The 18,788-nt window shown below is 37.8% G+C and carries 13 protein-coding genes and 1 rRNA gene; 10 read left to right on the plus strand and 4 right to left on the minus strand.

Features of this window, described 5'->3' with window-relative positions:
- Positions 1-141 precede the first annotated feature (141 nt).
- The 5 genes from MKX78_RS07100 to nikC all read left to right on the plus strand — a co-directional run bounded on the left by MKX78_RS07100 (position 142) and on the right by nikC (position 5,727).
- Complete coding sequence (locus MKX78_RS07100) at positions 142-1,134, plus strand: ABC transporter ATP-binding protein (protein ID WP_307317983.1); 993 nt, start codon at positions 142-144, stop codon at positions 1,132-1,134.
- Positions 1,131-2,114 (plus strand): ABC transporter ATP-binding protein, encoded by a 984-nt coding sequence (locus tag MKX78_RS07105; RefSeq protein ID WP_095369999.1) that lies wholly within the window; start codon positions 1,131-1,133, stop codon positions 2,112-2,114. Before MKX78_RS07100 ends, MKX78_RS07105 begins: the two co-directional genes overlap by 4 nt.
- 17 nt (positions 2,115-2,131) lie before the next feature.
- Entirely contained in the window at positions 2,132-3,730 is a 1,599-nt protein-coding gene (locus tag MKX78_RS07110; protein ID WP_307317981.1) for an ABC transporter substrate-binding protein, read from the plus strand.
- Positions 3,731-3,809: 79 nt separating this feature from the next.
- A complete protein-coding gene (locus MKX78_RS07115; protein WP_095369997.1) occupies positions 3,810-4,814 on the plus strand; it encodes an ABC transporter permease in 1,005 nt (334 codons plus the stop codon).
- 19 nt (positions 4,815-4,833) lie between these two features.
- The gene (gene nikC, locus MKX78_RS07120; RefSeq protein ID WP_233435343.1) at positions 4,834-5,727 is read left to right on the plus strand and encodes a nickel transporter permease; all 894 of its coding nucleotides are present in this window, start codon (positions 4,834-4,836) and stop codon (positions 5,725-5,727) included.
- 57 nt (positions 5,728-5,784) lie between these two features.
- Here the strand turns inward: nikC and MKX78_RS07125 are convergent, their stop codons facing one another.
- The 3 genes from MKX78_RS07125 to MKX78_RS07135 all read right to left on the minus strand — a co-directional run bounded on the left by MKX78_RS07125 (position 5,785) and on the right by MKX78_RS07135 (position 13,492).
- A complete protein-coding gene (locus MKX78_RS07125) occupies positions 5,785-6,870 on the minus strand; it encodes an FUSC family protein (protein WP_307317977.1) in 1,086 nt (361 codons plus the stop codon).
- Positions 6,871-7,375: 505 nt separating this feature from the next.
- Complete coding sequence (locus tag MKX78_RS07130; protein WP_328198529.1) at positions 7,376-11,845, minus strand: glutamate synthase-related protein; 4,470 nt, start codon at positions 11,843-11,845, stop codon at positions 7,376-7,378.
- A 351-nt stretch (positions 11,846-12,196) separates the two neighbouring features.
- Positions 12,197-13,492, minus strand: coding sequence for a glutamate-1-semialdehyde 2,1-aminomutase (locus tag MKX78_RS07135; protein WP_341050371.1), 1,296 nt, complete (start codon positions 13,490-13,492; stop codon positions 12,197-12,199).
- A 169-nt stretch (positions 13,493-13,661) separates the two neighbouring features.
- Here MKX78_RS07135 and MKX78_RS07140 point away from each other — a divergent pair, with 169 nt between their 5' ends.
- The 3 genes from MKX78_RS07140 to perR all read left to right on the plus strand — a co-directional run bounded on the left by MKX78_RS07140 (position 13,662) and on the right by perR (position 15,434).
- Complete coding sequence (locus MKX78_RS07140; protein WP_224935704.1) at positions 13,662-14,078, plus strand: ion channel; 417 nt, start codon at positions 13,662-13,664, stop codon at positions 14,076-14,078.
- Between the two features lie 76 nt (positions 14,079-14,154).
- Positions 14,155-14,625: a thioredoxin-dependent thiol peroxidase gene (bcp, locus tag MKX78_RS07145; RefSeq protein ID WP_095369992.1), complete on the plus strand. Its 471-nt coding sequence runs from the start codon at positions 14,155-14,157 to the stop codon at positions 14,623-14,625.
- Between the two features lie 368 nt (positions 14,626-14,993).
- Positions 14,994-15,434 carry a peroxide-responsive transcriptional repressor PerR gene (perR, locus tag MKX78_RS07150; protein ID WP_180317040.1) on the plus strand — a complete coding sequence of 147 codons (441 nt, stop codon included), beginning with the start codon at positions 14,994-14,996 and terminating at the stop codon, positions 15,432-15,434.
- Between the two features lie 127 nt (positions 15,435-15,561).
- On the opposite strand, the gene MKX78_RS07155 is transcribed toward perR, so the two are convergent.
- Complete coding sequence (locus MKX78_RS07155) at positions 15,562-15,924, minus strand: YgzB family protein (RefSeq protein ID WP_095369990.1); 363 nt, start codon at positions 15,922-15,924, stop codon at positions 15,562-15,564.
- Between the two features lie 144 nt (positions 15,925-16,068).
- Between MKX78_RS07155 and MKX78_RS07160 the strand changes: the two genes are divergently transcribed.
- Both MKX78_RS07160 and MKX78_RS07165 read left to right on the plus strand, forming a co-directional pair.
- The gene (locus MKX78_RS07160) at positions 16,069-16,929 is read left to right on the plus strand and encodes a nucleotidyltransferase-like protein (protein WP_251163047.1); all 861 of its coding nucleotides are present in this window, start codon (positions 16,069-16,071) and stop codon (positions 16,927-16,929) included.
- A 281-nt stretch (positions 16,930-17,210) separates the two neighbouring features.
- Positions 17,211-18,759, plus strand: a 16S ribosomal RNA gene (locus tag MKX78_RS07165).
- Positions 18,760-18,788 lie beyond the last annotated feature (29 nt).

The raw sequence follows: 18,788 nt of genomic DNA on the forward strand, positions 1-18,788 counted from the left end.
AATAATAAACTAGCGTAATTTTAAAGAATTATAATTATATTTAAATATTTCTGAAAAAACAATAGACTTATTCTTACATATTTTATAAAATATTAAAAAACGGAGGGAGAATGTAGAAGAAACTGATAAAGGGGTGACATAGTGACGCAATCTCCAGTATTAGAGGTAAGAAATCTAGAAACTTCGTTTGTAACTAAAGACGGAGAAGTAACCGCCGTCGATCAGGTAAGTTTTACTATTCATAAAGGAGAGGTAATAGGGATTGTTGGTGAATCAGGTTGTGGTAAAAGCGTAACATCATTGTCTATTATGAAGCTTGTGCCGCAACCACCTGGGAAAATAATTGGCGGGGAAATACTACTTAACGGTGAGAATATAGTAGGGGCTAATGAAAAGAGAATGAGAGAAATTCGTGGTAATGAAATTGCTATGATCTTTCAAGAGCCAATGACTAGCCTCAATCCGCTTTTTAAAATAGGGGAACAAATGACAGAAGGCATCAAAATACATATGAAAAAGACAAAAAAAGAAGCAAATGAAATCGCACTTAAAATGCTAAAACTAGTAGGCTTACCAAGGGCAGAGGCGATAATGAAAGAGTATCCGCATCAGTTGTCTGGTGGAATGAGACAGCGGGTAATGATAGCCATGGCACTGTCCTGTAATCCCGAAGTACTAATAGCTGATGAACCAACAACTGCTTTGGATGTAACCATTCAATCGCAAATTCTTGGTCTGATGAAAGAGCTAAATAAAACTTTGCAAACTTCTATTATGATGATTACACATGACCTTGGCGTAGTGGCGCAAATGTGTGAGCGTGTCATTGTAATGTACGCAGGACAAGTGGTAGAAGAAGCAAAGGTAGGAGATTTATTTAAAAACCCAAAGCATCCTTATACACAGGGGTTATTAAAGTCGGTTCCAGATATTAGGGGAGAGCATTCCAGATTATATTCTATTCCAGGCAATGTACCGAAACCAGGCTCAATTACAAAAGGTTGCCGTTTTGCTGAAAGATGTGAATTTGCTCATGAACGCTGCGTAATGGAAGACCCTGTATTGTTTATGGAAGATGGTGAAGAGCATACGGTAAGATGCTTTCTACATGAGAAGAGGAGGGAAGTCTCATGAGTAAAGCAATATTAGAAGTAGAAAATCTAAAAAAATATTTTCCGATTACTGCTGGCGTTTTTAATCGCAAAGTTGCGGATGTAAAAGCAGTAGATGATATTAGTTTTTTTGTTAATGAAGGAGAAACATTAGGAATCGTTGGTGAATCGGGTTGTGGGAAGTCAACAACTGGACGGATGTTGATGAGATTAATTGAGCCAACCGAAGGGAAAATTTCATTTAACGGTAAAGAAATTACGAAATTATCAGATTATGAGATGAGAAAATTGAGAAAAGACATGCAAATGGTCTTTCAAGATCCATTTGCTTCACTCAATCCACGTCACTCAGTCGAACAAATATTAGAAGAACCTTTAATTGTTCATGGGATTGGAGATAAAGCTACACGGAAGAAGCAGGTAAGAGAAATGCTTGAAGTTGTTGGATTAAGTGGTTACCATGCTAAACGCTATCCCCATCAATTTAGTGGGGGGCAAAGACAACGGATTGGAATTGCGCGCGCATTAATGACCAGACCCAAATTAATTATTGCTGATGAACCTGTGTCTGCTCTAGATGTATCCATACAGGCACAAGTATTGAATTTATTAGAAGATTTACAAAAAGAATTCGGTCTGACCTATATATTTATCGCCCATGACCTAGGGGTGATCAAACATATTAGCGACCGTGTAGGAGTTATGTATTTAGGAAGAATGGTTGAGTTAACAACCGCTAAACAATTGTATGATAAGCCACTTCATCCATATACAGAAGCACTTCTAAGTTCCGTTCCGATTCCTGATCCAGAAATAGCTGTTACTCAGGGAGTGCTATCTGGAGATATCCCTAACCCTGCTGATCCACCAAACGGTTGTGCTTTCCATACGAGATGTTCAAAATGTATGGAGATTTGTAAGCAAGAACGACCACTTTTGCAGGAAATAGAAGATGGACATATGGTGGCTTGCCATTTATATGAGAAAGAGATTGCAAATTAGAAGGGAGAGAATGAAGAATGAAGAAAAAGAAAAGTTTTTGGCTACTTATTGTATTAATGGTTAGTACCCTTATTTTTGCTGGATGTAATAGTTCTGCGTCAGGTGATAATGGAGATGAAGGCGGAGAAGCAGATGAAGGGAGCACTGGAGGAACACTTGTCTTTGGTCGAGGAGGAGATTCAACTTCTCTTGACCCAGCAATTACAACTGAAGGTGAAGCTTTTAAAGTAACGAAAAATATTTTTGAAACGCTTGTTGAATTTGGTGAGCAAGATACGGAGCTTCATCCTGGTCTAGCAACAGATTGGGAAACAAGTGAAGATGGGTTGACTCAGACACTTAAACTACGTGAAGGAGTTAAGTTCCATGATGGAACAGATTTTAATGCGGAAGCTGTCGTATTCAACTTCGAACGTTGGATGGCAGGGAATAAAGAACAATTCTATTATTACAATTCTCAATTTGGAGATAAGGTTGATAGTGTAACAGCAGTTGATGATTATACGGTTGAAGTCAAGTTAAATACAGCAATTGCACCGTTCTATAAAAACTTAGCGATGTCACCATTTGGTATCGCCAGTCCAACAGCCATTGAAGAGCATGGTGATAAATTCCTTGAAAACCCAGTTGGAACGGGTCCATTTAAATTTCAAGAATGGAAAAGAAATGACAGAATCACAATCGTAAAAAATGAAGAGTATTGGGATGAAGGTTTACCAAAATTAGACTCAGTCATTTTCAGATCTATTCCTGAGAACTCTGCAAGACTAAACGCTTTAGCTTCAGGAGAAGTTGATTTAATTGATGGTGTGAATTTCAGCGACGTCCAACAAATTGAAGATAATCCAGACCTACAAACATTTGAGAGACCGACAATGAATGTTGCTTATGTTGGATTAACGAATACGAGAGGTCCTTTACAAGAAAAGTTAGTCCGTCAAGCACTTAACCATGCGGTGAATAAAGAAGAAATCATCGATGCATTCTATGCTGGCGCAGCGGACCCAGCTGTAAATCCAATGCCACCGGTAATCTCTGGTTATAATGATGAAATTGAAGACTATCCATACGATCCAGAAAAAGCAAAAGAATTACTTAAGGAAGCTGGATATGAAGACGGATTTGAGATGGAATTATGGGCAATGCCAGTTCCAAGACCATATATGCCGGACGGCCAAAAAATAGCTGAAGCCCTACAAGCTGATTTTGCTGAAATTGGCGTTAAAGCTAAGATTGTTTCATATGAATGGGGAACATATTTAGAAAAAGCTAATAATGGAGAAGCTGATTCATTCTTACTTGGATGGACAGGTGATAATGGTGATGCAGATAACTTCTTGTATGTATTATTAGATGAAGATGCCATCGGTTCAAATAACTACACTTACTACAAAAACAGTGAAGTACATGATTTATTATTAGAAGCGCAAGCAACTACTGATCAAGCGAAAAGAGATGAGTTATACAAACAAGCACAAGTAATTATAAAAGAAGATGCACCATGGATTCCGCTTGTACATTCACGTCCTATTTTAGCTGGGAAATCTAATATTAAGAATTTCCTACCACATCCGACAGGGTCTGATTTGCTTTCACATGTGGAGGTCAGTCAATAAATCAATAGAGATAGAAAAAGGGAGTGGCACACTCCCTTTTCTATTCATCTGATAATAATGTAGTAATAGAGGTGAGAAGATGTTTACTTACACAGTTAGGCGGTTAATTGCATTAATACCCGTTCTATTAGGTTTATCACTGATTGTTTTTCTAATGATTCGTGCAATTCCCGGTGATCCAGCTCAAATCATATTAGGGCAATTAGCTACGGAAGAGGCGATAGAGGCCTTAACGCAACAGCTCGGGTTAGATCAACCGTGGTATATTCAGTACTTTACATATTTGGGAGATTTATTGACTGGTGATTTGGGAGAATCAATCAAAACCAATACAGCGATAAATCAGGAAATTTGGCCATACTTAGCAGCAACTTTAGAGTTATCCTTTTGCGCAATGTTAATTGCCATTTTTATAGGGGTTAATGCTGGTATCATAAGTGCATGGTTTCAGCATTCTTGGTTTGATTACATAGCGATGATTTTAGCACTGATCGGTGTTTCTATACCTATTTTTTGGTTAGGTTTGATGGAACAATGGTTCTTCTCTATTCAGCTTGATTGGTTACCGACATCTGGAAGGGAAGAGGTAAGGAACCCTGTTACATCTATAACAAATATATATTTAATAGATACATTGATTCAAGGTAGGTTTGATCAATTTGTTGATGTGTTACGTCATTTAATATTGCCAGCGTTTGCTTTAGCTACAATTCCAATGGCCATCATTGCTAGAATAACGAGATCTTCAATGTTAGAGGTAATGAAATCTGACTATATTAGAACAGCAAGAGCTAAAGGAATAAGAATGTTTTGGGTTGTGTACAAGCATTCATTAAAAAACGCAGTGATTCCTGTTCTTACTGTGATAGGTTTGCAAACAGGATTATTGTTAGGTGGTGCGATTCTTACCGAAACGATATTTAGTTGGCCGGGTATGGGCAGATATATTTACGATGCGATTAGTGCGAGAGATTATCCTGTCATTCAATCTGGAATATTAGTGATTGCATTTATATTTGTCATGATTAATTTATTCATAGACTTATTGTACGCTGCAATCGATCCGCGAATTAATTATCGTTAAGGGAGGAATAGACGTGGAAGTGTCAGTAAATAATAAACCACCTATTCAGCCAAAAAATAATGAAGATAAAGTACAATCGCCTTGGGTGGAGGCGTTACAAAGCTTCATGAAAAACAAAATTGCCTTAGTCGGTACAGGGATTGTTGTATTTTTTATACTGTTAGCGATTTTTGCACCATTCATTGCGCCACAGGGCATTAATGAGCAGAATATGGCAAATAGGCTTCAAGCCCCATCAGCGGAACATTGGTTTGGAACTGATGATTTTGGGAGAGATATTTTTTCGCGAGTGATTTTTGGGGCGAGAATATCGTTATGGGTTGGTTTCTTAGCGGTAATGGGTTCGGCTGTTGTGGGTTCTTTATTAGGGATTATTGCGGGGTATTACGGGAGATGGATCGATACGATTATCTCTAGGATTTTTGATATAATGCTTGCTTTCCCAAGTATTCTTTTGGCAATTGCTATTGTGGCCGTCTTAGGACCATCACTGCAGAATGCATTAATTGCGATAGCTGTTATTAATATTCCTAATTTTGGGAGGTTAATTCGTTCAAAAGTTTTAAGTGTTAAACAAGAGGAGTATATTGTAGCCGCGAAGGCAGTTGGGATGAAAAATAATCGAATTCTATTTAGGCATGTACTTCCCAATAGTATGGCACCTATTATCGTTCAAGGAACTCTGGCAATTGGTACGGCTATTATTGAAGCAGCAGCTCTAGGGTTCTTAGGTTTAGGAGCAGAGGCACCGAATCCGGAATGGGGTAAAATGCTTTCAGATGCAAGAGTGTTACTTATCCAAGCACCGTGGACAATGATATTCCCTGGCATAGCCATTATGTTAACAGTTCTCGGCTTTAACTTAATGGGGGATGGATTAAGAGATGCCTTAGATCCGAGGATGAAGAATTAGAAAAATTTAGAGGAAAAGAGGCTATCGGAGATTTTATATCCGGTAGCCTCTTATTGATTATTGTTCGTCAACGGCTTCATCTAATGTTAAAGAAGAGTCTTCTTTATGGAACTTTTGAAAGCTACTAATAAGGCAATTCAATCGTTCCACTTGTTCATTATAATCCATCATTGCAGATACAATATGCATAGTATGAGCTAATTCTACCTGCCCATCATCTGAAATGAGATGTTGTTGTTCTAAAAAGAGCGTGAAAAGTTCCTTTCTGCTTAAAGTAATATCGCCTTCTTCAAAAACGACTTCCGGTCGAACTTTCCCAATAAATTTTAATACCGCATGTTCATGATAATGAGTAATAATATCCAATTGTTGCTGGATAAGGTGTTGAAAATCTTCCGGCATTTCTGCTAAATCATTCTCAAAGCGATGCATCTTTGTTAAAGTATCTAGAGCTTTTTTATTCGCGGCATTCATTTGCCGGTAAATGACTAATTTTCTCGGTTTGGAATGGTTCTTCTTTTTAAAGTAATTACGTTCTTCTTTATATAAAGAAAAAAGCGTATCAATCTTTGTTAATCCTTCTTGCATGGTCCGTATATCATTCTTTAATAAATGATGTTCAGAGGCATGCCTTATATTTAAGCGAATCCACTTTGTAATTTCTTCGGTTAGATTAGAAATCTTTACATATAACTTCTTCTCATATTTCGGTGGAATAAACACCAGATTAACAATAAATGCAGAAAATATCCCGAGGATAACTGTCGAGAACCTAAGAATGGCAAACTCAGTAAAGGTATCTCCTGGTGTGACCATAATCGCTACCATTGTAACGAGTGATAAACCAATAGTGTTATCAAGTTTTAATTTTAAATTAATCGTAATAACCACTATTGCTGCTAAACCGATAATGAGAATTTCATGACCAAATAATAGTACAAATAATACCGCGATTACTGCTCCGATTATATTTCCTTGAATTTGTTCAAGTACAGATAAATAAGAACGATAAATCGTTGGTTGCAGTGCAAAAATAGCTGCAATCCCTGCAAAAACAGGAGATGGGAGTTGAAAAAGTTCTGCTAAAAATAAAGATAGTATGATTGCGATCCCCGTTTTCAGAATGCGGGCGCCAAGCTTCATATTTAAATAATCCTTTCTGCTCAATCATTAGTATGGCTGTCATGATAAACACCCACTCTTACTTTATACGTTTTTTTTCTTTATTAAACAATTATGTACTATACATGGATATTAGTATAAGTTCAATAGACAAATATGAAAAGTCGTTAAAATTAATAAAAAATTAAAGTTGATTAATTCTAAATGAAAAAATAGAAATACATCAAAAGGCAAGCAAGAGGGAGAAATTTGTTTGGACTAGCAGAGAATCGCATCAAAATCCAGCAAGAGAGAATAATTAGCTAGAAATGAGGCGAAATATCAATTAACTTCAGATTGGCATTTAAAGACAAACGGATAACCGATAATGTTGAAGCCCGAATCTGTTTCCGCACTCCCAGTGAAATGAGTCACATAAATTCATAAAGAAACACGAGAAATTCATCATTAGAATTCCTCGTGTCTCAAGTTTAGCAGAAAAACAAAATCAAATTAGTATTTCTTAGCAAAAGAAATGTATGTTATATCACTCAGTTGAAACAGAAGGATCGGCTTGTTCTTTAACTGGAACAACTTGCAAAAAGTGACTACTTAAATCTGATAAAAGAGCTTTTAAACCAATTGCTTCTTCTTCTTGGTTTTGATCCATCAATAGATTGATATATTTTTCTAATAGTTCTTTTACATCATCTAGTCCATTTTGGTCAAGCTCGGTTACGTTTACTTTTGCACCTTTAGCTATTCTTCTTTCAATTGCCGCTTTTGTTAATCCCATTTCAGGTTGATGTCTTAAGTAGACGACGCCACCTGTCATCCCTGCACAAATCCATGGGCCCGGATCACCTAATACAAGGCCGCGACCGTTTGTCATATATTCAAACGCAAATCCCTTAATATTCGCATTTGTACCGATTTTCCCAAATTCCTTCTCTGGAATTGCACTTGTTAGTTGTCCACCGATAATCATATCAGCTCCAGATAGACGAATACCAGCTCTTGCATCAGCGTTTCCTTGGGCAACGAGAAGTCCCACTTGTGCACCATAGCCAAAACCTTTTCCAACAGATCCATTATAATACTGTCCATTCTTACCTTTCGATTTAAAAATTAAGATTTGACCACCGAAGGAAGTTTTACCAATACCATCTTGTGCACCGCCTGCTACTTCGATGTTTATGCCGAAACTGTTATAGGCTCCTAATCCGTTACCAGGGATAGACCCATCATTATATTTGAGGTCAACTGGAGGAAGGGTTTTATATGATCCATCTAAGCGTCCTCTTACACGGTGACAAGATACACGACTACCAAGCACCCTTTGCTCTGAAGTAACATTAGAGAAGGTACGCGATTGGTGTAATTCTTCTACACTCTTGTCTAGATATTCAGCACCAACAGCTACTTGTAATTGTGCCTCACTCACTTCTTTAGGTTGTTCATTATTGGTGAGCTGTGAAATCTCTAATGTACGAAGTAAGTAGTCTAAATTCAATTGTTCTTTTCCTTTTATTTGTTCAAGTAAATCTGTACGTCCAATGGCATCTTGTAAATTGCGAATACCGATGCTACCCGCAAGTGCTTGCAGTTCTTTACCGAAAGCAGAAAATAAGTTAACTAAACCTTGGACAGCAGATTCAAATTGACGAGGAACGAATCTTCTTAACCCATGTTCTTTTGCTTGTGCCTCTGAATCAATTTGCGTAGCAATTCCAACATGACAAGTATCTAGATGACACCCACGGCAAGTTGTACAACCAATGGCTAACATTGATAAAGTACCAAACCCGACTCTATTTGCACCAAGTAACATCACTTTTAAAACATCACTAACACTTTTTAAGCCGCCGTCTGCCCATAGCTCAACATAATCTCTTAATCCAGCTTCTAGTAAGGCGTTGTGTGCCGCTTTAACACCAATTTCAACTGGTAATCCAACATGTTGGAGCGCGTGGATTCTAGCTGCACCTGTACCGCCATCAAACCCACTTAAAGTGATAATATCCGCACCAGCTTTAGCGATCCCTACAGCAATTGTTCCAATATTAGGCACAACAGGAACTTTAACTGACACTTTCGCCTTATCGTTCGCTGTTTTTAATTCATGAATCATTTGTGCTAAATCTTCAATAGAATAAATATCATGATTATTTGAAGGTGAAATTAAATCAGATCCAATTGTTGCATTTCTAGCTTCAGCTATTTTAGCTGTTACTTTAGAGCCTGGTAGATGTCCACCTTCACCTGGTTTTGCTCCTTGGCCGATTTTAATCTCAAGGAGGTTAGAAGAGTTAAGAAGCTCAGCGTTTACTCCAAATCGTCCTGAGGCAACTTGCTGACCTCTTGTACGAGGGTATTTCCCGAGCATATCTTTTATTTCTCCGCCTTCGCCATTTAAACTAATCATATTTAGTCTTTCTGCACCTTCTGCATAGGCTCTAAAAGCAATTTCATTTTGAGAACCAAATGACATAGAAGAAATAACGAATGGTAAGTTATGATCTCCAACAGAAATATTAACATCCTCTGGTGAAATTTTGGTTTCTGATTGTTTAAAATCAGTTAGGTGACGGATGGTTGTTGGGTTCTGAGCTTCTTGTTCGCTTATCTTTTCACGGTAAGCATCATATTCACCTGTGGATGCAACTTCACCAATTGCTTTCCAAATTCTCGGGAATAGATGGAAGGTTTTCCCGATTCTGTTTTTCTCGTTAATAAAGTCTTCAGCTCTTAATAAAGCATCTTCTTTCATGTGACCAAAATTGTATTTAAGCTCACCTGAACCAAAGAAATTGATGATATTTAAATATTCAGCGATTTCTTCGTTTAAGCCAATAGTTGAGAATAAGCGACCATATCCTCTTAGTTCATGAATACCGATTGTAGAGATTACCTTTTCCAACCCTTTTGTTAAAGCTGAATATAAGTTAACAAGAGGAGTTATTTCTTCGTTAGCAACAGTTACAAACATATAATATGGGCTAATTAAATCAGCACCTAAACCGTAAGCTGTAATAATATCATGTAATGACCTGATAGAAGCGGAACGTAAAAGTAAAGAACAGTCTCTTCTTATTGTTTCTTTTACTAATGCTTGATCAATGGCAGATACGACTAAGTGTGGATCCATCCAGTAGGAATCTTCTTGATGAGCACTAGCATCATTCAAGACAATAAGTGTTTTACCAGCTTTAACTGATTCAATCGCTTCTTTTGATAAGCGTGAAATTGCCTCTTTAATCGTTTCATCTTTTGAAAAAGTGATAGAAAGATAGGCAATTTTCTTTTGTGCTTGATAATATTCAGTTACTTGATCATAGCTAGGCTGATTGATTTCCTTAACACACTCGTATCCTAATTTTCCTTCTATTAATAATGGTGTTTGTAATTCAAGTACATCTATTGATTCTTCATTATTAAAGAGCGACGGTCTTTTACCGATAATTGTTCTAGTAGAGAAATGTTCTGTTTCTCTATCTCTATCGATGGCAGGGTTCGTAACAACTGCGACACTTTCTTTAATAAAATCAGCGATATTTGTTCTCTCACCATTTAAAGCAGCTAATGGAGCATCATGGCCAAGTGAACGGATAGGTTCCGCGCCTTTTTCTGCCATTTGTTCTACTAAGTTCACATGGTCTCTTTCCCAACCAAACGCTTTATATTGACCATTATGAATTTTTGTAGGGAAAGCCATTGTAGTTACTTTATTCAAAACTGGCGCACTTAAACGATTTTTATAATCTTTAACATTTACACGAGAAGAGAAGCGATTAAATGTTTCTTCCTGATAGTTTTCATGTTCATATTTTTCTAGTTTATTACCGTTCCATTTGAAGCCAACTTTTTCACCAGGAGATAAGGGCTTTGGTTCATTTACATATTCACTCGATGAAATAATCCCTGGTTCAGATGAGAATAAATAAGAACTTTCAGTCTCTAACATCCAAAGGGGTCTTAATCCAAGGGAGTCTACACTATATACTGCTTCGTCTCCGAATCTTGAGATAATTCCAGCAGGCCCTTGAGCGAAATGTCCCCATGCTTCCCTTATATAAGTATATAAATCTTGCAAATGAGGAGGGTATGACTTGATTTCGTTAATGATTGGAGGGAAGAGTACGTCCATCGCTTCAAATAATGAATAGCCATCTCTACAAATGAGTGTTTCAATGGTTCTGCTTAAATCTTGGGAATCACTACCTCCTCTAACGAGTGGTACATTAATCATTCTAGCTTCGTCGCGTAATTTTGCAATCGTATTAATTTCACCATTATGCCCTAAGACGGCAAATGGTTGCACACGAAAAAAGCTTGAGAGTGTATTAGTCGAATAACGATTATGGCCAAGAGTCATAGTCGAAGCTACCAATGGGTTTGCTAGGTCATGGTAGTATTTAGGTAAAATATCGCCAGCTCCCATTACTTTATATACAGCATGATACTGACTAAGGGATGCTACGTGAATAAATTCATTTTTTTCTGCTTCTACAATAACTTCTAATATCGCTTGATTCAGATCTGTTTCATTTTTATCAACCATACATGCAATTTGCCAAAAAACAGGGTTCTCTTGAATCGCTATTGGGCCAAGTGCAGAAGAATCTGTCACTTCATCTGATTCGAAAATTAAAGAAAACCCTTTATCATCAAGAAGTTGGCGTACTTCTGTTTTGAAGGTTTCACTTTGTTCATTACGAGTGAAAAAGAGATGACCGACGACAAAATTGGGTGTGTCAACAACTGTTGAATCGATTTGAGCATTTTTAAGTTTTTCTTTCCAGAGTGTACGGGGGATATCGATATGAATCCCGACGCCATCTCCTTCTCCATTAATAAATCCTGCACGGTGGTTCATTGTTACTAATGCATCTATACAACTGAAAATATTTTCACGTGTTGGAATTTTTTCTTTTTCTAATGAAGAAACAATCCCACATGCATCGTGTTCTTGATTATTAAAATTTTTGAATTGGGAAGGGGTCCATTGTTGAGTCATAGTATTCGGCTTTTTGAGGCAATGCCTTAAGCCGTTCACCTCCTAGTTTAGTAATGTTTTTGAGGTTGCTAGATTGTTAAGATTTCTAGCGAAGTTAATTGAAATGTTATTTAACTGGGTAACGCATTAAAGTGTTTCGGTAACGAAGGAATTATACAGAATATTTTCATTATCATATCACATGAATTTTCAGAAATCAATTATTTATACATTTTTATGGATATGGAAAAGGTTGAGAATGTATAAAAATGTATAGCGGAATCTATATTTGTAAACGTTTTCATAGTATATATCAAGAGAAAAAGAGAGCTAGTTGGCTCTCTTTTTGTGTATAAAAAATGAATATTTTATTTATTGGTTGGCTAATTCTTCGAAAGTATCATGGACTGCTTGAATGGTAGCGTCAATATCTTCTTCTGTATGAGCAATTGTAAGAAACCATGCTTCATATTTGGAAGGTGCTAGGTTGATGCCTCTATTTAACATAAGCTTGAAGAACTTAGCAAACATCTCACCGTCCGTATTTTCTGCTTGTTCATAGTTGATTACTTTTTCATCAGTAAAATAAACAGTTAATGCCCCTTTTAATCGATTAATTGATATGGAAATATTGAACTGCTTGGCCGCATTCATGATGCCATCTTCAAGCTTTTCACCTAATCTATCTAAGTATTCATATACCCCAGGTTGTTTTAATACTTCTAAGCAAGCAATTCCAGCTAAGATTGATGCAGGGTTTCCTGCCATTGTTCCTGCTTGATAGGCGGGACCTAGTGGAGCAACACTCTCCATAATCTCTTTTTTTCCACCGTAGGCACCAATGGGTAAGCCGCCGCCAATGATTTTTCCTAATGCTGTGAGGTCTGGTTGCACACCTAATAAATCCTGTGCACCTCCATAGTGAAAACGAAAAGCAGTAATAACTTCATCATATATAACGAGTGAACCATGTGCATGACTTATCTCATTTACCTCTTCCAAGAACCCTGGTAAGGGCTCGACAATACCGAAGTTCCCTACAATCGGTTCTACTAAAACTCCTGCAATCTCATGTCCCCATTTATCCATAGCTTGTTTAAATGAATCAATGTCATTAAAAGGAACGGTGATTACTTCTTTTGCAATCGATTGAGGTACCCCGGCAGAATCAGGTGTACCAAGGGTTGACGGACCAGAACCAGCTGCAACTAGTACTAGATCTGAATGTCCGTGATAACAGCCGGCAAATTTAATTATTTTATCTTTTCCTGTATACGCTCTTGCAACCCTTATGGTTGTCATCACAGCTTCAGTACCGGAATTCACAAATCTTACTTTTTCTAAATTAGGCATCGCCTCTTTTAGCAATTTAGCAAAGTCTACTTCATACGGAGTAGGTGTGCCAAATAGTACTCCTCTTTCGGCAGCTTCTTTAATGGCTTTCGTTATATGAGGGTGAGCATGTCCTGTAATAATGGGTCCATAGGCTGCTAAATAATCAATATATTGATTCCCATCTACATCAAAGAAGTAAGCACCTTGGCCTCTCTCCATTGCAACAGGTGATCCTCCACCAACCGCTTTATAAGAACGAGAAGGGCTGTTTACGCCCCCGACAATGTGTTCAACAGCTTCTTTATGTAGTCGTTCGGAATTGATAAAATGCATCAATATTCCTCCTTAAGTAATATAATCTCCCTTTATATTTTAACATGTAAGCTATCGATATGTTAAAAGCAAAATATTTTCATATCTATAGTCAGTAAGACAACTTGTCATACTCTCAAAAGGTTGAACGTATAATGGTAATACCGTCACGAGAGAGGTGAGGTTAGTCTTGCTATTTTTTTTCGTTATTTTTACTGTTACATTATGTATTTTTATGAGTATGCAAAGCCTCTTAACCCCTAAAAGAACGAAGGGAAGATGGGTGTCATTAGATAACTTTTTTTATTTAATTTGTCTATATGCTACGATTTTAATTGCTTTTGGGTTAATATATATTATTCTCGATTTAAATGGGCATGTTGTGCTAATAGATGAAACAAGCTATGGAGGTATTAATTTCTTAGATCGTCTTGCATCAGGTTTTTATTTTAGTGCTGTTACTCTTTTTTCATTGGGTTATGGAGATGTTATCCCTGTGGGTTTAGGCCGTATGGTTGCGATGGTTGAAGCGTTGATAGGTTATGTCATTCCAACAGCATTTGTCGCAAGAGTTGTTTTTAATATTGATAATAAGAATGATCAATGAGAAGAAGGGTGTTTACTTGTATTTCACTCTTGTTTTTTATAGTCTAAGAAAAACGTGGTTAAGGAGTGAGCGATTTATGAGTATAGAACTTGGAGAAAAAGCACCCGCATTTACATTAGAAGCAAGTAATGGAGAAGTTGTTAATCTAGAAGATTTTCGCGGGAGAAATGTCGTATTATATTTTTATCCTAAGGATATGACACCTGGTTGTACGACTGAGGCATGTGATTTCCGCGATAAGCATAATGACTTTTCTGATGTGAATACGGTCATTATTGGTGTCAGTCCTGACCCAATTAAACGTCATGAGAAATTTATTGAGAAACATGGGTTACCATTTCTTTTGCTTGCAGATGAAAATCATGAAGTTGCAGAAAGCTACGGAGTTTGGAAGTTGAAAAAGAATTTTGGTAAAGAATATATGGGGATTGAACGCTCTACATTTGTGATTGACGAGGAAGGCAGACTAATAAAAGAGTGGCGAAAAGTGAAAGTAAAAGGACATGTAGAGGATGCATTGCATTTCTTACAGGATAGAAAAGGTTAGGCTTTTAAATAACATGATAATAACTTGCCCATTTTAAAAAATTTAAGGCTTTTGTCCACGCAAGTAAAGCTAGTTTGAATATGATTAAACTAGGGCATACCTCCTCAAATATATTTTCCGGACTTTTAAAATGAGTCCGGAATTTTTTATGATGACAGGTTAGATCTGTTGATTTGTGGGATGAGAAATACAAAGGTATTAACAAAGTTAAGTTTATTAAAGATGGAATATTAGATGAGTTTAGTCTATATGATAAAATAAGAAAAACATACTTCTTGAAACGCGGTTATTGACAACTTTCAATAATTATTAGTAAACTATTTATAAAGATTATAATTTAAGAATGAATAGAAGAGAGGTGCATGACGGTGGCGCAAACACATCTTAAAGAAGCATTGGATACGTTAAAAGATACAGGGGTTCGCATTACTCCACAGCGTCATGCGATACTTGAATATTTAATAAACTCAATGACGCACCCAACAGCTGATGACATATACAAAGCATTAGAGGGAACGTTCCCAAATATGAGTGTGGCTACAGTTTACAATAATTTAAGAGTATTTCGTGAGGTTGGGTTAGTAAAAGAACTAACCTATGGAGATTCATCCAGCAGATTTGATTTTGTAACAACACAACATTATCACGTCATTTGTGAAGGTTGTGGTAAAATTGTTGATTTTCATTATCCTGGTTTGGATGAAGTTGAACAATTAGCGGCACATGTGACTGGCTTTAAAGTAAGTCACCATAGAATGGAAGTTTATGGGGAATGTCCAGAGTGTTCAAAGAAAAAAGAAATGCATTAAAAAATGTCTAAAGCTGTCAGCGTACTGCTGCCAGCTTTTTCTCTGTATTTTTTTGCTTAGTTTTCTATACAAATGAGTAAACATATTGTTTGTTTTAAGATTTACATCCTTTTTGGCGTGTGAAAATCTACTGTTTTAATGAAGTATCTTTTCGATTATATTTTTCGTCAAAATCTTTTCCTTCTAGTGAGCGATCGAGCGTTAGTGGTTCACGACAATGCATGCACATATCAACCCGTCCTAATATTTTGGTTGGCTTGTTACAATTTGGGCAAACAACTTGTATTGCTTTAGTTGAAAGGATGCCAATCCACAAGTAAATAACCGTACTAGCAATAATGAATAATACACCAAGCAGCATACATAAAGACATAATTAATGGTGAAGTTCTGAAAAAGATACCTATGTACATGACAATAAATCCAACAAATATTAAGCTTAAAGCGAAGGTTCTTATTTTATTTATTTTACTCGAATATTTTTTTGCCATTTTGTTCCCTCCTAAACACTAACTATATCATATCATTGTAAGAAAAAATAAAAAAATTGTCACTATTTGTTGGTGTTTATCAAAGGAAATTTAGATGAATTGTCGAACTAATATATATTAATACGAAATTATGGGGGCGTTATGATGGAAGATATACTCCGTCCTATTTATCAAGAAAGAGCTAGTCAACTAAATACACTAGGTGTGTTAATTGTAGAGGGAAATGAAAAGACAATTTCAAATAGAGATACGTTTGATGCAATACTATTAATTATCGTAGAAAATGCGGATACGCCTATTTTTGTGAAGCATTACACATTTGAAGATAAGAAAGCCTCAATGCAAATAATAACGAAGCAACAATTGGATCAATGGATACTTATGGGGAGTAATAGAAAGATTTTTGACTGGCTTTATAGTGGGAAGGTTTTATTTGATCGCAATGAATATATAGGAAACTTGCGTGATAAATTAAACGAATTCCCTTTCAAGGACAGAAAGCTCAAAATGGGACTAGAGTTTGCTAAGCTGATAAGAAGATATACAGATGGGAAAACTTTGTTTGAAAATCAGAATTATTTCGATGCTTATAATAATGTTGTTCATTCTTTGCATCATTTAGCAAGGCTTTCAATTATAGAAAATGGTTTCCATCCAGAAGTAACATTGTGGAATCAAATTCGCCATATGGAACCAGAAATAATGAAACTTTATGAAGAGTTAGTACAAAGTCATGAGCCGCTTGAGAAAAGGTTAGAGCTATTATTTTTAGCTAGTGAATTTTTAATTCATTCACGAACAAAGGCTGGAGTTGGCCATTTACTTGAAGTTTTAGCAGAACAATCAGTTTGGACAATTCAAGAAATCATCCAGCATAAAGAACTGAGACACTACTCAGTGGATTTGGTGATTCTACTAGAATACTTAATTGATAAAGGGTTTATTAAAGTGATTAGTGAAGAAACAAAAGGAAAAGGGATTAAACACCGATATTACAGTTTGTAATAAATTATATTAAAAAAGCAAAAAGTGGTTGACCTAGAAGAAAAATGATGATATATTAATAACCGTCGCTAATAACTGTATGAAAAACAGCTAACGCGACGGATGATTTAAAAAAGTATTGACTCCATAATAATAGATGTGTTATTATTGGAAAGTCGCTTCTAAAGCGAAAGAGATTGTTCTTTGAAAACTGAACGAACATAAAACGTCAAGCGTAATTCTAAAAAAGCTGATTTATCAGCAACAAAGCACCATAGGTGCAAATGAGCTAATCAAACACTTTATTGGAGAGTTTGATCCTGGCTCAGGACGAACGCTGGCGGCGTGCCTAATACATGCAAGTCGAGCGAATCTGAGGGAGCTTGCTCCCAAAGATTAGCGGCGGACGGGTGAGTAACACGTGGGCAACCTGCCTGTAAGACTGGGATAACTCCGGGAAACCGGGGCTAATACCGGATAATATCTATTTATACATATAATTAGATTGAAAGATGGTTCTGCTATCACTTACAGATGGGCCCGCGGCGCATTAGCTAGTTGGTGAGGTAACGGCTCACCAAGGCGACGATGCGTAGCCGACCTGAGAGGGTGATCGGCCACACTGGGACTGAGACACGGCCCAGACTCCTACGGGAGGCAGCAGTAGGGAATCTTCCGCAATGGACGAAAGTCTGACGGAGCAACGCCGCGTGAGTGATGAAGGTTTTCGGATCGTAAAACTCTGTTGTTAGGGAAGAACAAGTATCGGAGTAACTGCCGGTACCTTGACGGTACCTAACCAGAAAGCCACGGCTAACTACGTGCCAGCAGCCGCGGTAATACGTAGGTGGCAAGCGTTGTCCGGAATTATTGGGCGTAAAGCGCGCGCAGGCGGTTCCTTAAGTCTGATGTGAAAGCCCACGGCTCAACCGTGGAGGGTCATTGGAAACTGGGGAACTTGAGTGCAGAAGAGGAAAGTGGAATTCCAAGTGTAGCGGTGAAATGCGTAGAGATTTGGAGGAACACCAGTGGCGAAGGCGACTTTCTGGTCTGTAACTGACGCTGAGGCGCGAAAGCGTGGGGAGCAAACAGGATTAGATACCCTGGTAGTCCACGCCGTAAACGATGAGTGCTAAGTGTTAGAGGGTTTCCGCCCTTTAGTGCTGCAGCAAACGCATTAAGCACTCCGCCTGGGGAGTACGACCGCAAGGTTGAAACTCAAAGGAATTGACGGGGGCCCGCACAAGCGGTGGAGCATGTGGTTTAATTCGAAGCAACGCGAAGAACCTTACCAGGTCTTGACATCCTCTGACAATCCTAGAGATAGGACTTTCCCCTTCGGGGGACAGAGTGACAGGTGGTGCATGGTTGTCGTCAGCTCGTGTCGTGAGATGTTGGGTTAAGTCCCGCAACGAGCGCAACCCTTGATCTTAGTTGCCAGCATTTAGTTGGGCACTCTAAGGTGACTGCCGGTGACAAACCGGAGGAAGGTGGGGATGACGTCAAATCATCATGCCCCTTATGACCTGGGCTACACACGTGCTACAATGGATGGTACAAAGGGCTGCAAGACCGCGAGGTTTAGCCAATCCCATAAAACCATTCTCAGTTCGGATTGTAGGCTGCAACTCGCCTACATGAAGCCGGAATCGCTAGTAATCGCGGATCAGCATGCCGCGGTGAATACGTTCCCGGGCCTTGTACACACCGCCCGTCACACCACGAGAGTTTGTAACACCCGAAGTCGGTGGGGTAACCTTTTGGAGCCAGCCGCCTAAGGTGGGACAGATGATTGGGGTGAAGTCGTAACAAGGTAGCCGTATCGGAAGGTGCGGCTGGATCACCTCCTTTCTAAGGAATATACGGAATTAACTTGATGT

The organism is Cytobacillus sp. FSL R5-0569 (genome assembly GCF_038007265.1).
Taxonomy (GTDB): Bacteria; Bacillota; Bacilli; order Bacillales; family Cytobacillaceae; genus Cytobacillus; species Cytobacillus kochii.